We start from the raw sequence: 19,344 nt of genomic DNA on the forward strand, positions 1-19,344 counted from the left end.
ACGGAGCCCGGCGCCCCCGCCTGGCGCGCTACACCTTCAGGTACTTCCACAGCGCCGCGAACGCGGCCAGCGCCGGCATCAGCAGGCCGGTCGCCAGGATGAGCGGCAGCTTGGTCAGCACCGCGCTCCAGCCGATGAACTGGATGACGTCGATGTGCGTCGCGAGCAGGTCGTTCACCAGGAACTGCTGGCCGCAGACGAGCAGCACGCAGGCGAGCCCGCCGCCCAGCAGCCCGGCGACGGCCGCCTCCGCGATGAACGGCACCTGGATGTAGAAGCTGGACGCCCCGACGAGCCGCATGATCCCGGTCTCCCGGCGGCGGCTGAACGCGGAGACCCGGACCGTGTTGACGATCAGCAGCAGCGCCACGACGAGCATCAGGAACATGACGCCCAGCGCGCCCCAGTTCATGTACCTCAGGAGGTTGAACAGGCTCTTGAGGGTGTCCTTCTGGTCCTCGACCGTCTGCACGCCCGGGCGCTTCTGGAAGGCGCTGGAGATGACCTCGTACTTGGTGGGGTCCTTGAGCTTGACGCGGAAGGACTCCTGCATCTGGTCGGCGGTCACCACAGTGGCCAGCGGCTGGTTGCCGAACTGCTCCTTGTAGTGCTTGTACGCCTCGTCCGTCGTCTCGAACTGGATGCTCTGGACGATCGGCATCTTCTCCAGATCGGCCTTGATCTGCCTCTTCTGCTCATCCGTGACCGCGCCCTTGGCACAGGACGGGAAGTTCGCCTTGTCCGTCTTGTTGCAGAGGTAGATCGAGACGTTGGCCTTGTCGTACCAGTAGCCCTTCATCGAGTTGACCTGCTCGTTCATCAGCAGCGAACCGCCGAACAGGGCGAGCGAGAGGGCGACCGACACGATCACCGCGAAGGTCATCGTGAGATTGCGGCGGAGACCGACGCCGATCTCCGACAGAACGAACTGGGCGCGCATGGCGTCCTTTCACTGCCTTTCAGTGCTGGTAGCCGTAGACGCCGCGCGACTGGTCGCGCACGAGACGGCCCTGGTCGAGCTCGATGACCCGCTTGCGCATCTGGTCCACGATCTGCTGGTCGTGGGTGGCCATGATGACGGTGGTGCCGGTCCGGTTGATCCGGTCGAGCAGCTTCATGATGCCGACCGAGGTCTGCGGGTCGAGGTTGCCGGTCGGCTCGTCGGCGATCAGCAGCATCGGCCGGTTGACGAACGCCCGGGCGATGGCCACCCGCTGCTGCTCGCCGCCGGAGAGCTCACCGGGCATCCGGCCCTCCTTGCCGCCGAGCCCGACCAGCTCCAGCACCTGCGGGACGGCCTTGCGGATCTCGCCGCGCGGCTTGCCGATGACCTCCAGGGCGAAGGCCACGTTCTGGGCGACCGTCTTGTTGGGCAGCAGCCGGAAGTCCTGGAACACCGTGCCCAACTGGCGGCGCATGTGCGGAACTTTCCAGTTGGAGAGCCGGGCGAGGTCCTTGCCCAGGACGTGCACCCGGCCGTGGCTGGCCCGCTCCTCGCGCAGCAGCAGCCTGAGGAAGGTGGACTTGCCGGAACCCGAGGAACCGACCAGGAAGACGAACTCGCCCTTCTCGATCTCGAGCGAGACGTCCCGGAGCGCCGGGCGGCTCTGCTTCGGGTAGGACTTGGAGACGTTGTCGAATCGAATCACGAGTGCACCACGTGCGACCTGGAGAGCGGCACGGAACGCCACGGCCGTGGCGCCCGTCGGTGAGCGTGACCATACGCGAACGACCCGTGTACGCGCAGTCGGCGTCCTGTGTCGGGAGGCCCGTGGCCGCCGGCCGGCCCCGGGAGCGGGGAAGAAAACGGGACAATCGTCTCGCCCGGGCGTCAGCGGGACGTGCGGAGGTACCGTTCGGGGCGGCTCCGGGACACCGGTCGCGCCGAAGGGCGGGAAAGCTGGCACAGTGGTAGGGGGAACCGCACGGCTCTCTCTCGCGTTGGACGTACCGGAGGAGGAATTCGCATGACATGCGACCGACTGGTGTGCGCCAACTGTGCATCCCCGGTCAGCGAGGGACGGTGCCCGGTCTGCCGGGCGAGCCGGGAGCGGCTGCAGCACCAGGAGGGCCTCTTCGCCGGCCTGACCCCGGCCGCGCTGGTGGCGCTGCTGGTGGCCCTGGTGGCGGTGGCGGTCGTCGCGCGCAGTTTCACGGCGTGAGCGGGCGGTTACGAGACTTCGACGACGAGGCCCGGGGTGCGGTGCACCCCGGGCCTCGTCGCGTCGACGCCTCCGCCGGGCCGCGCCGGAACGTTTCGGCGCGGCGGTCGGACGATGCGGTGGTCAGGCGACGGTGTTGCGGTTGATCGCCCGGGGCAGCAGCCGGAAGCCGATGCCGCCCGCGATCATCGTCGCGGCACCGGCGACCAGGAACTCGGTCTGCCCGGCACCGGTCTGCGCCAGCTCCTCCTTGGGCTTGGCCTGCTGAACCGGCTTGACGGCCCCGCCGTCCGCACCGGTGTTGCAGTTGCCGCTGCTGGTGTCCACCGGGCACGCCTTGTCGGTGGCGCCGGTGCCACTGCCCGTGGAGGGCGAGCCGGTGGAGCCGGGGGTCGGCTCATCCGTGGGCTCGCTCGTCGGGTCGCCCGTCGGCTTCGGGTCCTTGGTCGGCGGCTTGCTCGTGTCCGAGGTCGGCTTCGGGTCCGTCGTCGGGGGCTGCGGGTCCGTCGTCGGCGGCTTGGGATCCGTGGTCGGCGGCTGCGGGTCCTCCGTCGGCGGCTTGGGATCCGTCGTCGGGGGCTTCGGGTCCTCCGTCGGCGGCTTGGGATCCGTCGTCGGAGGCTGCGGGTCCTCCGTCGGCGGCTTCGGGTCCGTGGTCGGCGGCTGCGGGTCGGTCGTCGGCGGCTGCGGGATGCTCGTCGGAGGCTGCGTCGTCTCCGTACCGCCCGGCGGCGGGGTCTGGCCGTCGCCCGGCCCGTCGGGCACCGACACGGACTTGCCCTTCTTCAGGCCGTCCAGCGGAACGTCCACGCCGGCGGCCGAGGCCACGCCCGCGGCCGTCAGCGACGCACCTGCCGCGATCACCGCGCCGGCGGTGATGCGCGCCACGCGCAACCGCGTCTTGTTGGTCATATGCCTGCTACCCCCAGTAGCTGGTCTCGTCGATGGAGCAGCTATCCACGGGGCGGCGGCTCCGGGGAACCGTGCGCGACGACTCCGGCCGTACGGCCGGGTCCCACGCCCCCCGCCACACGCACCCCAGTGATACGCATGCCGCTCGCCAGCCTTCCGAGATTCCAGGGCAGCGTCAAGCGAGATCCGGGCGTTATGCCCGGATCCTTTAGCGTTTGCTACTGGTTTTGTCTTACTTTTCCTGCTGCTTGCGCCAGCGGATGCCGGCCTCCAGGAAGCCGTCGATGTCACCGTCGAGCACGGCCTGCGGGTTGCCCACCTCGAACTCGGTACGCAGGTCCTTGACCATCTGGTAGGGGTGCAGGACGTACGACCGCATCTGGTTGCCCCAGGAGCCGCCGCTGTCGCCCTTGAGGGCGTCCATCTTGGCCTGCTCCTCCTGGCGGCGCCGCTCCAGCAGCTTGGCCTGGAGGACGTTCATCGCGGTCGCCTTGTTCTGGATCTGCGAGCGCTCGTTCTGGCAGGAGACGACGATGCCGGTCGGGATGTGCGTCAGGCGCACCGCGGAGTCGGTGGTGTTGACGCCCTGGCCGCCGGGGCCGGAGGAGCGGTAGACGTCGACGCGGAGGTCGGACTCGTCGATCTCGACGTGGTCGGTCGTCTCGACGACCGGCAGCACCTCGACGCCCGCGAACGAGGTCTGGCGGCGGCCCTGGTTGTCGAAGGGCGAGATGCGCACCAGGCGGTGGGTGCCCTGCTCGACGGAGAGGGTGCCGTAGGCGTAGGGGACCTGGACGGCGAAGGTGGTCGACTTGATGCCGGCCTCTTCGGCGTACGAGGTCTCGTAGATCTCGGTCTTGTAGCCGTGGCGCTCGGCCCAGCGCAGGTACATCCGCTGGAGGCGCTCGGCGAAGTCGGAGGCGTCCACGCCGCCGGCCTCGGCCCGGATGTTGACGACCGCCTCACGGGCGTCGTACTCGCCGGAGAGGAGGGTGCGGACCTCCATCTCGTCGAGCGCCTTGCGCACGGAGACGAGCTCGGCCTCCGCCTCGGCGAGCGCGTCGGCGTCGTCCTCGGCCTCGGCGAGCTCGAAGAGCACCCCGAGGTCGTCGATGCGGCCGCGCAGCGTCTCGGCCTTGCGCAGCTCGGCCTGGAGGTGCGACAGCTGACTGGTGATCTTCTGCGCCGCCTCCGGGTCGTCCCACAGCGACGGGGCTGCCGCCTGCTCCTCGAGCACGGCGATGTCGGCCCTCATCTTGTCGAGGTCCAGGACGGCCTCGATCGACCCCATGGTGGAGGAGAGGGACTTGAGCTCTTCGGATACGTCAACGACTGCCACGCGACCAGCCTAACCGGTGCGCGGGGCGGTGGGGGACGCCCTGCGGGACCGGGGTGTCCGGCCGGGAACCGGGGCGCGCGGGGCGGCCCCGGCGCCCCCCCGGACGACCGGGCGCCCCTCCTCGGGCGGGCGGCGCGCCCCTTCCGGGGCGGGCGGCGCCCGCTACGGGAGCTCGCCCTGGGGCGTGTCCGTGCGGTGCACGCCCGGCTTGGCGTCGCCGGAGTCGTGGTCGGCGGTGGCCAGCCAGCCGCCCACGCCGGCCGCGGCGGCCAGGGCCGCCGCCGCGGCGCCCAGCTTGATCCGGCGGCGGCGCCGGGCCTCGGCGGGGGTGCGGTGCCGGGCGGAGCCGGCCCGGGGCTCGCCGGCGGCCCGGGGGGCGCGGGCCGTGCCGTGGGCGCCGCCCGCGAGCTCTTCGGGACCCGGTACGCGCATGCTCGTATGCGTGTCCCGGGTGGAGTCGAAGGCGGGGGTGGGCACGAGGGGGACCGCACCACGGCGACGCGGCGCGGGCGCCGTCCCGGCGGGCGCGCCCTGCCCGTCGTACGCCGTGCCGGGCGCCCCGGCGCCGTCGGCGGACGCCGCACCGGCCTCGCCGTGCCCGGCGTACTCCGCGTGGACCCCGTCTTCTTCGGCGCCCGGTTCGTCGATGTCCAGCGGCGGCAGCCCGGCCAGACCGGGGAGCAGCTCCCGCAGCCGGGAGGCCAGCTCGGAGGCGCGCAGCCGGGAGGCGGGCGCCTTGGCCAGACACTGGACGATCAGCTGCCACAGCTCGTCGGGGATGCCCGGCAGCGGCGCCACCGTCTCGGTGACGTGCCGCCGCAGGACGGCCCCGGGGTGCCCGCCGCCGAACGGCGTGAAGCCGGCGAGCAGCTCGTAGAGGACGGTCGCCAGCGCGTACACGTCGACGGAGGCGCGCGGCGGCAGCCCCTCGATGATCTCGGGGGCGAGGTAGTCGGGCGTGCCGATGACGCTGCGCTGCACGGCCCCCCGGCCGCCCGCGGGGGCGCCCGGCTGCCGCTCCCGGGCCGGGCGCGGGGCGTCCACGAGGCGGGCGATGCCGAAGTCGGTGAGCAGCGCCGGGTGGGCGCCGCCGGGGCCCAGCGGGCCCTGCATGTCGAGGAGGACGTTCTCCGGTTTGACGTCGCGGTGGACGACCCCGGCCTTGTGCGCGGCGGCCAGGGCGTCGGCGACGTCCGCGACGATGGCGACGGCCGCCTCGGGGGCCAGCCGGCGCTCGTGGTCGAGGCGGGTGCGCAGGTCCGTGCCCCGGACCAGGTCCATGACGAGCGCGAGGTCGGCGCCGTCCACGACGAGGTCGCGGACGCCGACCACCCGCGGGTGGTCGAGGCCGAGGAGGGCGGCGCGCTCCTGGACGAACCGGCCGACGAGCTCCTGGTCGGACGCGAGGTCCTCGCGCAGGAGCTTGATCGCGACCGGGCCCTCGGGCCCCTCGCCGAGCCACACCGTTCCGGCGCTGCCGCGGCCGAGGACCTGGTGGGCGGTGTACCGGCTGCCGATCTTCCGTGCCAAGACTGTTCCCCGACTCCTCCGACATCCGACAGGCGCGTCACCGACAACCTACGCGGCCGAGGGGATGCTAGGGGCACCGGCCGGTGCCGGACCCCGATTCCGCGGCACAAGCCACCCTACGGGTGGCGACCCGTTCCGGACCCCGGTCGTCCGCCGGTCGTCCGCCGACCGTCCGCCGGTCGCGTTCCGCCCGGGGTCATCCGTTCCGGATCATGCCTTCGATCCCAGCTCGGACACCCAGTCCTTGACCTTGGAGATCCAGTCCGATGCGGCGTCCCAGAAGTTCTTGCCGTCGGCGACCCAGTCCTTCAGCGGGGTGAACTCCCACACCGCCCAGGAGCCGATGACCAGGATGACGATCACAAAAAGGCAGCCCTTGAGGCACCCGAGACCAGGGATGCGCATGGGGTTCGCGCTGCGCTGCCGGGGCGGGCGGGGCTCGCGCCGGGGCGCGGGCTCCGGCTCGGGGGGCGCGTACCGCTGCGGCTCGGGCGCCGGCGCGGGCTGCTGCCGGCGCGGCTCGGGGCGACGGCGCTCGGGCCGCTGGGGGGCCGGCCGCTGAGGCGCGGCCTGCCGCTGCTGTTGCGGCTGCTGCGGCGGGTACTGCTGCGCCTGCTGGGGGTACGGCGGCTGCTGGGGGTTGGGGTACGGCGGGTTCGCGTAACCCTGCTGGTCCGGGTAGCCCTGCTGCGGGTACGGCGGCTGGTGGGGCTGCTGGTACGGCTGCTGCGGGGCCGGGCGCCGGGTGGGGCGCCGGCGCAGCGGGTCCTCGCTAGGGTCGAGGTACTGGACCTGCGTCTGGTCGTTGCGGTCGCGGGCCGCGCGCAGCTGCGTCTGCCAGGGGTGCGGGCCGTCGGCCTGCTGCTGGTCGGGGCCGACGGGCGGCATGGCGCGCGTCGGGTCCGCCCCGCCGTACCCACCGGAGCCGGTGGGCATGATCCGGGTGCCGTCGGGGCCCGGCGCGGAGCCGGTGGGCAGGATCTGGGTCGGACCGGCGTCCGGGCCCGGCGCGGTGCTGGGCAGCACGCTGGTCGCCGCGTTCGGGTCGTACGCGCCCGGGCCCTGGCCGGCCGACGGGTCGACGGTCGGTGGCAGCACCTGGGTGGGGTCCGCGTCGCCGAAGCCGGCACCGGGCCCGCCCTGCTGACCCGCCAGGCCCGTACCGGGCACCGGGGCCGGCTGCGGGTCCGGGGCGAGCAGCGCGGCGACGCCGAGCGCCGCCTCGGCCTGGGCGGGGCTGGCGTGCACGCCGACACCGGCGGCCACCACGCGCAGGGCGCGGGCCAGGTTCTCGGCGCTCGGCCGTTCCTCCGGGCGCTTGCGGAGACAGCGTTCGATGACCGTCCACAGCGGCTCGGGGACGGTGGTGGGGCGGCGCGGCTCGGCGCTCAGATGCTGGTGCAGCACCTCCAGGGCGGTCGCTCCGGCGAACGGCGGACGGCCGGTGACCAGCTCGTACAGCAGGATGCCTGCGCCGTAGATGTCGACGGCGGAGGTCTGCGGGCGGCCCTCGGCGGACTCCGGCGCGACGTACGCCGGGGTGCCGACGAACTCGTGGGTGCGCGTCAGGCCGGGCGAGTCCGCGAGGCGCGCGATGCCGAAGTCCGTGAGCATCGGGTGCATCCGGCCGTCCTCGTTCTTCAGGAGGACGTTGGCCGGCTTGAGGTCGCGGTGGACGATGCCGTCGGCGTGGCTGGCCGCCAGGGCGTCGGCGATCTGGGCGGTCAGCAGGGCCGCGGCCACCGGGGTGAACGGGCCGTTCTCCCGCAGGTAGCGGTGCAGGTCCGGGCCGTCGACCAGGTCCATCACCAGGGCCAGCAGGTCGCCTTCCACGACGAGGTCGCGGGTGCGGACGATGTTGGGGTGGGTGAGCCGCAGCAGCACGGAACGCTCGCGCAGGAAGCGCATGACGACGTCCGCGTCGTTGGCCAGCTCCTCCTTGAGCACCTTGATGGCGACGGTCTCGCCGGGCTGTCCGGCGACGGCCGCCTCGGCACCCGCCGCCTCCCTCTGGCTCGCCCGCCAGACGGTGCCCGTCGCTCCGCGTCCGAGCGGCTCTTCGAGCAGGTATTTGCTGCCTACCGGCCGCACGTCATGCGCTCCCTGGTCGTGTGCTCCGGCCCGGTGGCCGGCCCGCGGTCGTGCCGCGAACCGGATGCCGGGCCGCCTCTTCGTTCCGGTTTCTTCCCGGAATCGCCGGTTGTTCCCGGTTTTCCGGTCAGCCGGTTCTCCGGTTCCGCCCGGCCTTCCGGCTCCCGGTCTCCCGGGGGCCGGCCCTCCGGCCCACTGTAGTGCGGCCCCACGCGCCGCCGTCCTGGCGAATCGGTGGGGCATGAGGGAAAGACGCACCGCCGGGACGGTTGGTTGCCACGGGCGGCGGAGGGAGTTCCGGCGGCGCGTCGGCGGATGCCGGCGGGCATCGGCGGACGTCAGCGGACGCAGCCGGGGGTCGGCAGGCGTCGAGCGGACGCCGAGAGGGGCCGGCAGACGTCGACAGCCAAAGGAAAGCGAAGAAGAAAGGAAGGAAACACCCGGATGACCGAACGCCCCTCGATCACTATCGGACGTTTTCGTCATCACACCGTGCGGTCCGACCGGTTTTCAAGATCACGAATCGGCCTGCGCCGGGCGGGCTGTCAGTGGCAGGTGCGAGGATGCTCGCAGCACGGTGCGGTGGGGGCGGAGCCGAGGCCCCGCGCTCCGTGGTGACCTGTACGTGCCGAAGCGCCCGTGCGGCCGGTGGGGGAGCGTCCTGCCCCTGTCGGCGCGCCAGGGCAGGAAGGGACTGTGGACGCCGATGCAGATCCGGCTGACCGTCCTCGGGCCGTCGCTCGGCGGCCACGCCGCGCACGCCTGCGACGTTCTGGTGACCGCCCCGGCGGGCACCGCCCTCGCCGGCGTGACCAGCGGCCTGGCCGCCGTTCTGGCCGCGGCCGGTTCCGACCTCGGTACCGGAGCCGTCGCCGTCTACGCGGGCGCCGAGCGGCTGGACGCCCAGCGCTGTGCGCTGGGCGAGCCCCCGCTGATCGACGGCGCGGTGCTCTCCCTCGGCGCCCCCGCCGATCCCGAGCGGCACCCCACCACACCCCTCGCCCTGCTGGCGGAGACCACCGCCCGGCTCCACGTGGTCTCCGGGCCGGACGCGGGCGGGGTGCACCTGCTGCACGGCGGCGAGGTCCGCGTCGGCCGCTCCTCGGCGGCCGACATCCCGGTGGACGACCCGGACGTCTCCCGGCTGCACTGCGCGGTCACCCTGGGCGACGACGGCCGCGTGACCCTCCACGACCTCGGTTCGACCAACGGCACCACCCTGGACGCGACCCCGGTCGACGAACGGCCCGTGCCGTTCCGCCCCGGGGCACTGCTCCGCGCGGGCGAATCGACCCTCGTCTTGCACGGTCCCGACGGCACGGACGGCCGCTCCGCCCATACCGCCGCCGCACCCGGCGGAACGGCGGGGGAGCCCGGCTCGCCCTTGCTCCTGCCCACCTCACCCGACGGCGAGGGACACCTTCGGGTGACGCCCCGAGCACACCGTCCGACGGCCGTCACCCGGACGGATGCTCCCGGGGCCCGGGGCGCGGACACGGGCCACCGTCCGGGTGGGCACGCGGCGACCGGCATGGGCGGGACAGCCGCGACTGCCGGGATCACCAGGGCTGCCGGGGCCGCTGTGACGCACGCGCCGCCGCGTGCCGCCGCGGGTGCTGCGAGTGCTGCGATTGCCGGGGCGGCCGGGGGGAGCGCGCCGGTGCTGCCCGACGGGCGGTCCGCCGACACGGGGACGGACGCGCGCGGGGACGCGCAGGAGCACGCGGCGACGCCCGGCCGCACCGCGCGCTCCGCTGGTACCGCCGCGATGGGTACGGGCGTTGGAACACACGACCTGCCGCACGGCGGCACCGGCTCCGCACCGGCCACGCCCGGCGGGCAACCCGCCGCCGCCTTGGGAGCGGACACGCCTGAAGACGCGCGGGAACGTACGGAGACACTCGGCCGCGCTCCGCATCCCGCCGGGACCGCCGGGACCGCCGGGACCGCCGGGACCGCCGGGACCGCCGGGACCGCCGGGACCGCCGGGACCGCCGGGACCGCCGGGACCGCCGGGACCGCCGGGACCGCCGGGACCGCCGGGACCGCCGGGACCGCCGGGACCGCCGGGACCGCCGGGACCGCCGGGACCGCCGGGACCGCCGGGACCGCCGGGACCGCCGGGACCGCCGGGACCGCCGGGACCGCCGGGACCGCCGGGACCGCGAGTGGAACGGCGTTCGCCGGGGCGGGTTTCGCCGATTCCCTGCCGAATCCCCGCCCCCGCACCACCGGTTCCCAGAGCGACCACGGCCCCGGCACGGCGCAGTTGTCCGTAACCGCCGGCACGCCTCACGGGCCCCGTGCCGCCGACTCGGCGCCCGGCACGCGGCCCGCCACCGCCCGCACGGACGCCGGCTCGCGGCCCGGCGCGCGCGGTGACACGGCGGCCGAAGCCGGGCACAACCTCGCGGCGGGCACCGGGGACGGCCGGCCGCAGACCGCGGCGGGGCGCCTGCCCGGCGAGGACCACGGCACACACGGCCGCGGAGTGGCGGTGCACGCCCAACGGCACCTCGCTGCCGAGCACTTCGGAGGTTCCCGGAGGGAAACCGCCGAAACGGCGGCATACCCGACCCAGGGACGGGGGCGCGGTACCCGCGACGGCGCGACGACCGCACCGGACGCCCCCCGCGAGGACCTGCTCGCACCGGACGAGGTACGTGAGGCGAGCCGCACAGGAGTGACGCCCGGGGCGACCGGGCAGCGGCAAGGGACGTCGGCGCAGGGTGCTCACACGGCACGCCCCGACCACGCCGCCCGCGTGGACGGCCAGGCACCCGGTGCGGCGCCCCACGCGGGCTTCGAAGGCCGTGCGGCGCACGCCGGCGGGCCGACGGTCGGCGGGTCGGCACCGTCGTACGGGCCCACGGCCGCCGACGGCGGCGGACGGACGACGGCCCCGGTCCACTCGGCAGGGCCCGGGACCCCCACCGGGCACGGTGGCGCATCGGCACCGTCCGCGCCCCGAACGAGCGGATCCGCTCAAGACGCGTCGGAGCGTACGGACACCGGTGGCCGGACGCCGGACACGGCCGGGCATGGGCACCGACCGTCCGCGCCGGACGGGAGGCGCGGCCTCGACCGTGCCCAGGCAGCCGGCCCGGGCGCGTCCCCGCGAGCCGAGTCCCGGCGGGAAGGCGGACGAGGCAGGGAAGCCGGAACCGACGCCGACCCCCGTCCCGGTGCCGGCTCAGGCGCAACACCGGCCGACAGCCGTACCGACGGCGCGACTTCACGCACGGACGGCCCGGCTCCGGCCGGTCACGGCCACGGGGCCGACGCCCCCACGCCGCGACGAGGAGCCGCGGGCTACGACGGCCCTTCGGCGGGTGCGCCGACTCAGGACTTCCACTTCCAAGGAGCCCCCGACGGGTCGAACAGCCCCTCCTCACGCCACACCGCTCCGGCGTCGGCCGGGACGCGAGGCGCGCAGGGCGCCCGTCCCGCCCGTCCGTCGGACGGGCAGTCGGCGAACACCGGAGCGTCCTCGGCGGTGTTCGACGGCCGTGGCCCCCGCGTCCCCGCGGCCACCGACTCCTCCGAACGCAGCACGCACGCGCGCGGATTCAGGGCTGAGAGCGGCGTCTCCGGGAGCGGTTCCTCGGCGGGCGACGCGGAAGCGCTCGGCACCGCTCGGCGCGCCGTCGCGCACCACGGCGACCTCACGACGGCCGACAGCCGCCGCACCGCCTCGGGCACGAGCATCCCCGGGCAGGCCACGCCCGCGAACGGCACCGAGGCATCGGGGCGCACCGCGTCCACCTCCTCGGCTGGACACCGGGCCGACGGCTCGTCAGGCGTCGTGGAGGGCTCCGGAGGCGGGCGACGCGCGTCAGACGCCGGGCTGTCGGCGTCCGGCCGGCCGGACGCCCGAACAGCGGAGATCGCCACGCCCGCGAGCGGCATGCGGCAGAACACGGGTACGCGCACGGGCACGACGAGCACCGGTACCGCCCGCTTCGCCACGGCGCCCACGGCCGACGAATCCCGCACCACCACTCTGCCCAGCCACTCCGGCCACACAACGCCTCACGTCCCCCAACAGCCCCGCACAGAGCACCGGGACGCCGCGCCCGCCACCACTCCGGACGCACCGTCCGGGGCCGGCCGCCCCTCCTGGGCCTCCGACCACCTCCGGCCGCACACCACGTCGGCCTCCGCAACCGGCCACGCGTCGGGCACCGATCACGCGCCGAGCACCGCCAGGGAAGCGGGCCCGGCGCACGCCCCGGCCTCACCGACCACGGACCACCGGGGAGCGGCACACCTCCGTTCCTCGTCGTCCGAGCCCGCCACTGCCGCCCCCACCCCCGGCGAACCCGGCAGAATGCAGCACCGGACCGACGCGCTCGCGGCACCCGCGCCTCGGGTCACCGCCCGCGTCCCCGCCGGACAACCGGAGGCCGCCGAACACACTCCGTTCCCCGGCCCCCGTCACACGGACGGAAACCCCACCGCCCCCGCACCGGCGCCGACCCCCGACGCCACTGACGCCGGCTCCCCCGCACCCGCGCCCGGGAAGCGACCCCGCGGCCGTGGCATAGCGGCCTGGGCGCGCCGTCTCACCGGCGGCCGCGGCGACCGTCATCCGCAGGCCGCCGAAGCCGACGGCGGCGCCGACGAGGCCGCCCTCCCCTCGCCGACCGGGACGGCCGCGCCGGCGGCCACCGGCCGCGCCGATGCCCGCGGCGCCGCCGCGACCGCCGCGAGCCTGCGCGAGCGCTGGCCGGACCCGGCCGCCGTGCTGCTCACGGCGCTCGGCCCGGGCCCACGCCTGTGGGAGCGCGGCCCGGACCACGCGGACCTGCTGACCGTCCGCCTGGGCACGGCCGACCGCTACGCCCCCGCCCCGGACACGCCCACCGGGCGCACCCTGCTGCCCGCCGTCCCCGTCACCGTCGCCCTGCGGCAGACGGGTTCGCTCGGGCTGGCCGGACCCCGGGGACGGCTGGCCGGGCTGGCCCGCTCGGCCCTCGCCCACCTCGCGGCCCTGCACTCGCCGTCGGTGCTGGAGTTCGTCCTGATCGCCGCCGACCCGGCCCGTCCCGCGGACCGGCGGCAGGCGGAGTGGGCCTGGCTGGGCTGGCTCCCGCACCTCCGCCCGGCGCACGGCCAGGACTGCCGGCTGCTGGTCGCCTACGACCGGGAGCAGGCCGCGGCGCGCGTCGCCGAGCTGGTGCGCCGGCTGGACGACGGTCCGCTCGGCCCCGGCTGGCCGACCGCGCCCCCGGAGGACGTCGCGGCGGCGGCCAACCGCCACCCCGGGCCGTACACGGTGGTGATCGTGGACGGTGACCCGGGCACGTCCGCGCTCCGCGAGACCGTCGCCCGGCTGGCCGCCCGCGGCGCCGCCGCGGGTATCCATCTGGTCTGCCTCGCCGAGGCGCCGGCGACGACGGCCAGTTCCCCGGTCTCGGCCGCGCTGGAGACCGCCGCCGCCGGCTCCCCCGCGTTCCCGCACTGCGGTGCGGTGGCGCTGCTCGGCGGCGATGTGGCCACGGTGGTCCAGGTCATCGAGCGGGCCGCGCCGCCGGGCGACCGGTCCGGCTCCACGCCGCCGCCCGGCGGCTCGGTCGTGGCCGCGGTGGACGCCGTGTCCGGCGCCTGGGCGGAGCGGTTCGCCCGGGCCCTCGCGCCGCTGCGGGTCACCGACGCCGACCCGACGGGCCGTTCGGCGCGCGTCGCCGCCCTGCCCAGGACCGCGCGGCTGCTGGACGAGCTCGGCCTGGCCCGGGCCACCCCCGCCTCGCTGACCGCCCGCTGGGCCGAGGCCACCGACCCGGGCAGCCGCCCCGGCGGCCACGCCGTCGCCGTCCTCGGCGCGGGCCCGCACGGTCCGCTCGCCGTCGACCTGGCGGCCGACGGCCCGCACCTGCTGGTCGAGGGCGGCCCGGGCAGCGGCAAGACGGAGCTGCTGCGCTCGCTGGCCGCCTCGCTCGCCGCGGCCGACCGGCCGGACCGGCTGTCCCTCGTCCTGGTGGACGGCGCGGCGGCCGAACGCGGCGAGGGCCTGCGCGTCTGTACGGACCTGCCGCACGTCTCGACCTACCTGGCCGCCTCCGACCCGGTCCGGATGCGGGAGTTCGCGCAGGCCCTCGGCTCGGAGCTGAAACGCCGCGCCGAGCTGCTGGGCACGCTCGACTTCACCGCCTGGCACGAGCGGCACGCCCCGCCGCCGCCCCAGGTCGTGAGCCCGCGGCGGTCCGGCGAGCCGTCCTCCGGCGACCTCGACTCGCCCCCCACCGGCACCCTCCGGCTGCGCCCCGCGCGGAGCGGCGACACCGCCGCCCGGACGGCGGAGACCGCGCTGCCACGGCTCGTCGTGCTGGTCGACGACTACGACGCGCTGGTCGCGCCGGCGCTCGGCAGCACCGGCCGACCGGCCGCCGGTTCGGTGGTCCGGGCCCTGGAGGCCGTCGCCCGGGACGGTGAGCGGCTCGGCATCCACCTGGTCGCCGCCTCCGGCCGCCCGGACCGCACCGAGGGCACGGAGGCCGCCGAACGGGCCGCGCTGCGCGTCGCGCTGGAGATCGCCCCGGCCGAGGCCGGGGCCCAGGGCGACGGCGGGCCGGCGCCCGGCCGGGGCCGGCTGCGCCGCCCCGACGACGAGGCCGCGACCCCGTTCCAGGCGGGCCGGGTCACCGGCCGCATCCCCCGTACGGCGACGCTCCGCCCGACCGTGGTCCCGCTGGACTGGCAGCGCATGGGCGATCCGCCGACCCGGCGGCCGGTGCGCGAACTGGGCAACGGCCCGACGGACCTGGCCCTGCTCGCCAGCGCCCTACAGCGGGCCGCCCAGTCGGCGGGCGCCGGCCCGGCGCCGTCCCTGCTGTAGGCCGGGGCGACTGTGGGCCGGGGGGCTCGGCTTCGGGCCGGGCCTCCGGTGCGATCCGGCGGTTCCGCTGCGGGCGGAGGGGTCCCGCTACGGGCGGAGGCGCCCCGCTGCGGCCACCGGTGATCCGGCGCGGCGCCGTGCCGGGACCGGACGGCACGGACGGGAAGGCACGCACCACCACCGGAAGGACGGACACGCCCCACCACCGGAAGACCGGCACGCGCCACCGCCGGAAAAACGGGCACGCCCCACCTGCGGAAGGGCGTTCACGCGCCGTCGGCGCAAGGGCAGGCACGCGCCGACACCGGGAGGACGGACACGCCTCAACGCCGGAAGGACGGGCAGGCGCCACCGCCGAAAGAGCGGGCACGCGCCACCACCGGAAAGATCCGCCCGGATCACCGGCACCCACCCCGGTGAACGCCCGTCGCCGCCGCGCACCCCGTTCCCGGCCCGGGAATCGCCCGCCACCCCACGGCCCGCCCCCGGAACGGGAAGCCCCGCCGACACCCCGGGCGGAACCGGCGCCAACGGCACCTTCCAGCCCCTTCCGGACCCTTCCGCCCCACCGTTCCCGCTCCTCCCCGGCCGTTCCCGGCCGTCGTCCACACGACATCACATCCCGGTCACGATCGGCGAGTTGACACCGGAGCCGCTATTGCGGGCACCTCCGGGGCGGCGTAGGACTGTCGCACGGGAGTGCGGTCGTACGGGGGACGACGTACGGGGCGGCCGTCCGCTGCGACCGGGCACGGAAGGGACGGCAATGCGTACAACGCTGTGGAGGAACCGCGTGGCGCGCGGCGCGCTGGCGGTACTGGCCTCGGGCGCCCTGGCCCTGTCGGCGGCGGCCTGCGGCGGTGACGGGGACGACGGCGGGAAGAAGGACGAGGAGAAGCCGAACGCCACCGCGTCCGGTTCGTCGGACGTCATACCGAACACCGTCCGGCTCCCCAAGCTCGACGGGCAGAAGATCAAGGTGACCGCCGTCTGGACCGGCGCCGAACAGGCCAACTTCACCAAGGTCCTGGACGAGTTCGCCAGGCGCACCGGCGCCTCGGTCTCGTACGTCCCCAGCGGTGACGACATGTCGGCCTTCATCGGTTCGAAGGTCGCGGGCGGTGATCCGCCGGACGTCGCGCTCCTGCAACAGCCCGGCGCCCTGCGTGAGTTCGCGGAGAAGGGCTGGCTGAAACCGCTCTCCACCGAGGCCGCGGCGGAATTGCGGAAGAACTTCGCCAAGGGCTGGGTGGACCTCGGCTCCCACCAGGGCAAGCCGTACGGCGTCTACTTCAAGGCCAGCAACAAGTCGCTCGTCTGGTACAACACCAAGATCTTCGACGCCGCGGGCGTCAAGGAGCCGGCGACCTGGCCGGAGCTGATGAAGACGGCCCAGGCGATCGCCGACTACGGCGTCTCCCCGGTCTCGGTCGGCGGCGCGGACGGCTGGACGCTCACCGACTGGTTCGAGAACATCTACCTCTCCCAGGCCGGTCCCGAGAAGTACGACCAGTTGGCCGCGCACAAGATCAAGTGGACGGATCCGTCCGTCAAGGACGCCCTCACCACGCTGGGGCAGCTGCTCGGCAAGAAGGAGTTGCTGGCGGGCGGCAACAGCGGCGCGCTCCAGACGCAGTTCCCCACCTCCGTCACCCAGACGTTCAGCGGCGGCGAGAAGGCGAAGGCCGCCCTGGTCTACGAGGGGGACTTCGCCGCCGCGAACATCACCGCCGCCAAGGCGAAGATCGGCACGGACGCCAAGGTCTTCCCGTTCCCGAAGGTGGGCGACCGGGCGCCGGTGGTCACCGGCGGCGACGTGGGCGTGGCGCTCAAGGACGGGCAGGCCGCGCAGGCGCTGCTGACCTTCCTGGCCTCGCCGGACGCGGCGCAGATCTGGGCCCACCGGGGCGGCTTCATCTCGGGCAACAAGAACCTGGACCTCGCCGCCTATCCGGACGACACCCAGCGGAAGATCGCCAAGGCGCTGGTCGACTCCGGCGACGCGTTCCGGTTCGACATGTCCGACCAGGCGCCGGCGGCCTTCGGCGGCAAGCCGGGCCAGGGCGAGTGGAAGGCCCTCCAGGACTTCCTGCGGAACCCGGCGGACGTGGCGGGCATCCAGCAGCGGCTGGAGGCCGACGCGGCCAAGGCGTTCAAGAACTGACGGGCCCGGTCCCATGAGCTCCGTCACGACGGGGGTCCCACCGGGCCCCGGCACCGTGCCGCCGGCGCGCGAGCGGCGGGGGCGGCGGACCGTCCTGGGCACGCGCCCCTGGGTGGCCGCCCTGTTCCTGCTGCCCGCGCTGGCCCTGCTGGGCGCGCTGGTCGTCTACCCGATCGGCTGGTCCGTCCACCGCAGTCTCTTCGACGCCTCGGGCGACGGCTTCGTAGGGCTGGACAACTACCACGAGGTCTTCTCCGACGACCGGATCCGCACCGCCCTGAAGAACAACGTCATCTGGGTCGTCGTCGCCCCCAGCATCGCCACCGTCCTCGGTCTGATCTTCGCCGTGCTGACCGAACGGGTGCGCTGGGGAACGGCGTTCAAGATGATCGTCTTCATGCCGATGGCGATCTCCATGCTCGCCGCGGGCATCATCTTCCGCCTGGTGTACGAGCAGGACCCGGACCGCGGCGTCGCCAACGCCGTGTGGGTCGGCATCCACGACACCTTCTCGGAACCCGCGCCCTACCCGGGCGCGCGCCCCCGGCCCAACGGCGACCTGACCGCCGCCTCCGACGGCTCGTTCACCTCCAAGTCGGTACTGCGGCAGGGCAGCCCGACGGCGGTGCCGCTGGTGGCGGTGAAGCCGGAGGACGCCAAGGGGGCGCGGGACGCCGTGCCCGCCCGGCCCGAGCCGGGGAAGGTGACGGGTACCGTCTGGCTGGACTTCGTCCGGGGCGGCGGCGGCACGCCGGGCCGGATCGACCCGGGCGAGAAGGCCCTGTCGGGCATCACCGTGCGGGCCGTGAAGGACGGCCGGACGGTGGCCTCCGCCACCACCGCCGCCGACGGGACGTTCACGCTTCCCGCGCAGGCCGACGGCGCCCGGCTGTGGCTCCCCGCGGACAACTTCGCCGAACGCTACCGCGGCGCCGAATGGCTCGGCCCGACGCTGGTCACCCCCTCGATCATCGGCGCGTACATCTGGATGTGGGCCGGCTTCGCGATGGTGCTCATCGCGGCGGGCCTGGCGGGCGTGCCCCGCGAACTCCTGGAGGCCGCGCGGGTGGACGGCGCCAATGAATGGCAGGTCTTCCGCCGGGTCACCGTGCCGCTGCTGGCGCCCGTGCTCGGGGTCGTCGTCATCACGCTGGTGATCAACGTCTTGAAGATCTTCGACCTCGTGTACATCATCGCCCCCGGCTCCAGCCTGCCGGACGCCAATGTGCTGGCGCTCCAGCTCTACCAGTCGTCCTTCGGCACGGCCGTCAACCAGGGCCTGGGCAGCGCCATCGCCGTGCTCCTGCTGTTGCTGGTGCTGCCGGTGGTGATCGTGAACATCCGGCGCATGCGTAAGGAGCGGCGGCGATGACCACTGCGGACCCCCTCACCGGCGCACCCGCGCCCTCCGTCGCCTCCGTGCGGCCCCGGCCGTCCCTGCCCGCCAGGTTGGCCTCCCGCCTCGGCGGCGGCGTCACCCGGTTCTTCCTCGTCGCCGTCGGGCTGTTCTGGCTGATGCCGACGGTCGGCCTGCTCCTCTCCTCGCTCCGCGACCGGTCGGACATCGCATCCTCCGGGTGGTGGAAGGTCTTCAGCCACCCGGGGCAGCTGACGACGTCGAGCTACGACACGCTGTTCCACAACGACAAGGTGATGCACTCGCTGCTCACCACCACCTTCATCACCGTGCCGGCGACGGTCCTGGTGATCCTCGTCGGCGCGTTCGCGGGCTACGCCTTCGCCTGGCTCGACTTCCCGGGCCGGGACTGGTGGTTCATGGCCGTCGTCGCCCTCCTCGTGGTGCCCGTCCAGGTTGCCCTCATCCCGGTGGCGAAGCTCTTCAACACCCTCGGCATCTTCGAGACGACCGCGGGCGTGGTGCTCTTCCACACGGCGTTCGGACTGCCGTTCGCCATCTTCCTGTTGCGCAACTTCTTCGCCGAGATCCCCCGCGAGCTCCTGGAGGCGGCCCGGCTGGACGGCGCGGGCGAGTTCCGCCTGTTCTTCCGGGTGGTGCTGCCGCTGGGCGGGCCGGCCATCGCCTCCCTGGGGATCTTCCAGTTCCTCTGGGTGTGGAACGACATGCTGGTCGGCCTGATCTTCGCGGACAGCGCCAACCCCCCGATCACCGTGGCACTCCAGCAGCAGGTACGGCAGTTCGGCGACAACGTGGACATCCTCGCCTCGGGCGCCTTCCTCTCCATGATCGTGCCGCTGGCGGTGTTCTTCGCCTTCCAACGGCAGTTCGTCAGCGGGGTGATGGCGGGCGCGGTGAAGTAGCGCGACACCCGGCGGCAGGGGGCGGACG

The 19,344-nt window shown here is 74.7% G+C and carries 11 protein-coding genes and 1 pseudogene; 6 read left to right on the top strand and 6 right to left on the bottom strand.

Going from position 1 to position 19,344, the window contains the following annotated elements; translation table 11 throughout:
• Positions 1-28: 28 nt before the first annotated feature.
• Both ftsX and ftsE read right to left on the bottom strand, forming a co-directional pair.
• Positions 29-940: a permease-like cell division protein FtsX gene (gene ftsX, locus J7W19_RS12060; RefSeq protein ID WP_004951921.1), complete on the bottom strand. Its 912-nt coding sequence runs from the start codon at positions 938-940 to the stop codon at positions 29-31.
• A gap of 19 nt (positions 941-959) precedes the next feature.
• A complete protein-coding gene (ftsE, locus tag J7W19_RS12065) occupies positions 960-1,649 on the bottom strand; it encodes a cell division ATP-binding protein FtsE (RefSeq protein ID WP_004951920.1) in 690 nt (229 codons plus the stop codon).
• 318 nt (positions 1,650-1,967) lie between these two features.
• On the opposite strand from ftsE, the gene J7W19_RS12070 reads away from it, so the two are divergent.
• A complete protein-coding gene (locus J7W19_RS12070) occupies positions 1,968-2,162 on the top strand; it encodes a hypothetical protein (protein ID WP_004951917.1) in 195 nt (64 codons plus the stop codon).
• 123 nt (positions 2,163-2,285) lie between these two features.
• Here J7W19_RS12070 and J7W19_RS12075 read toward each other — a convergent pair whose 3' ends face one another.
• The 4 genes from J7W19_RS12075 to J7W19_RS12090 all read right to left on the bottom strand — a co-directional run bounded on the left by J7W19_RS12075 (position 2,286) and on the right by J7W19_RS12090 (position 8,034).
• Positions 2,286-3,074, bottom strand: coding sequence for a hypothetical protein (locus J7W19_RS12075; RefSeq protein WP_004951914.1), 789 nt, complete (start codon positions 3,072-3,074; stop codon positions 2,286-2,288).
• A gap of 232 nt (positions 3,075-3,306) precedes the next feature.
• Positions 3,307-4,413: a peptide chain release factor 2 gene (prfB, locus tag J7W19_RS12080; protein WP_004951910.1), complete on the bottom strand. Its 1,107-nt coding sequence runs from the start codon at positions 4,411-4,413 to the stop codon at positions 3,307-3,309.
• 162 nt (positions 4,414-4,575) lie between these two features.
• The gene (locus tag J7W19_RS12085) at positions 4,576-5,943 is read right to left on the bottom strand and encodes a serine/threonine-protein kinase (RefSeq protein ID WP_004951907.1); all 1,368 of its coding nucleotides are present in this window, start codon (positions 5,941-5,943) and stop codon (positions 4,576-4,578) included.
• A 210-nt stretch (positions 5,944-6,153) separates the two neighbouring features.
• Complete coding sequence (locus J7W19_RS12090) at positions 6,154-8,034, bottom strand: serine/threonine-protein kinase (RefSeq protein ID WP_004951904.1); 1,881 nt, start codon at positions 8,032-8,034, stop codon at positions 6,154-6,156.
• Between the two features lie 706 nt (positions 8,035-8,740).
• Here J7W19_RS12090 and J7W19_RS12095 point away from each other — a divergent pair.
• From J7W19_RS12095 to J7W19_RS12120, 5 genes and pseudogenes are all read left to right on the top strand, one after another.
• Positions 8,741-9,277, top strand: a pseudogene (locus J7W19_RS12095) (FHA domain-containing protein); the annotation flags it as partial.
• A 2,253-nt stretch (positions 9,278-11,530) separates the two neighbouring features.
• Positions 11,531-14,872: an FtsK/SpoIIIE domain-containing protein gene (locus J7W19_RS12105; RefSeq protein ID WP_004946935.1), complete on the top strand. Its 3,342-nt coding sequence runs from the start codon at positions 11,531-11,533 to the stop codon at positions 14,870-14,872.
• Positions 14,873-15,638: 766 nt separating this feature from the next.
• Complete coding sequence (locus tag J7W19_RS12110) at positions 15,639-17,036, top strand: ABC transporter substrate-binding protein (RefSeq protein WP_051072635.1); 1,398 nt, start codon at positions 15,639-15,641, stop codon at positions 17,034-17,036.
• 13 nt (positions 17,037-17,049) lie between these two features.
• Positions 17,050-18,408 carry a carbohydrate ABC transporter permease gene (locus tag J7W19_RS12115; RefSeq protein WP_004946929.1) on the top strand — a complete coding sequence of 453 codons (1,359 nt, stop codon included), beginning with the start codon at positions 17,050-17,052 and terminating at the stop codon, positions 18,406-18,408.
• Positions 18,405-19,316, top strand: coding sequence for a carbohydrate ABC transporter permease (locus tag J7W19_RS12120; RefSeq protein ID WP_004946927.1), 912 nt, complete (start codon positions 18,405-18,407; stop codon positions 19,314-19,316). Before J7W19_RS12115 ends, J7W19_RS12120 begins: the two co-directional genes overlap by 4 nt.
• Positions 19,317-19,344 lie beyond the last annotated feature (28 nt).

The sequence above is a fragment of the Streptomyces mobaraensis NBRC 13819 = DSM 40847 genome, from assembly GCF_017916255.1.
Classification (GTDB): Bacteria; Actinomycetota; Actinomycetes; order Streptomycetales; family Streptomycetaceae; genus Streptomyces; species Streptomyces mobaraensis.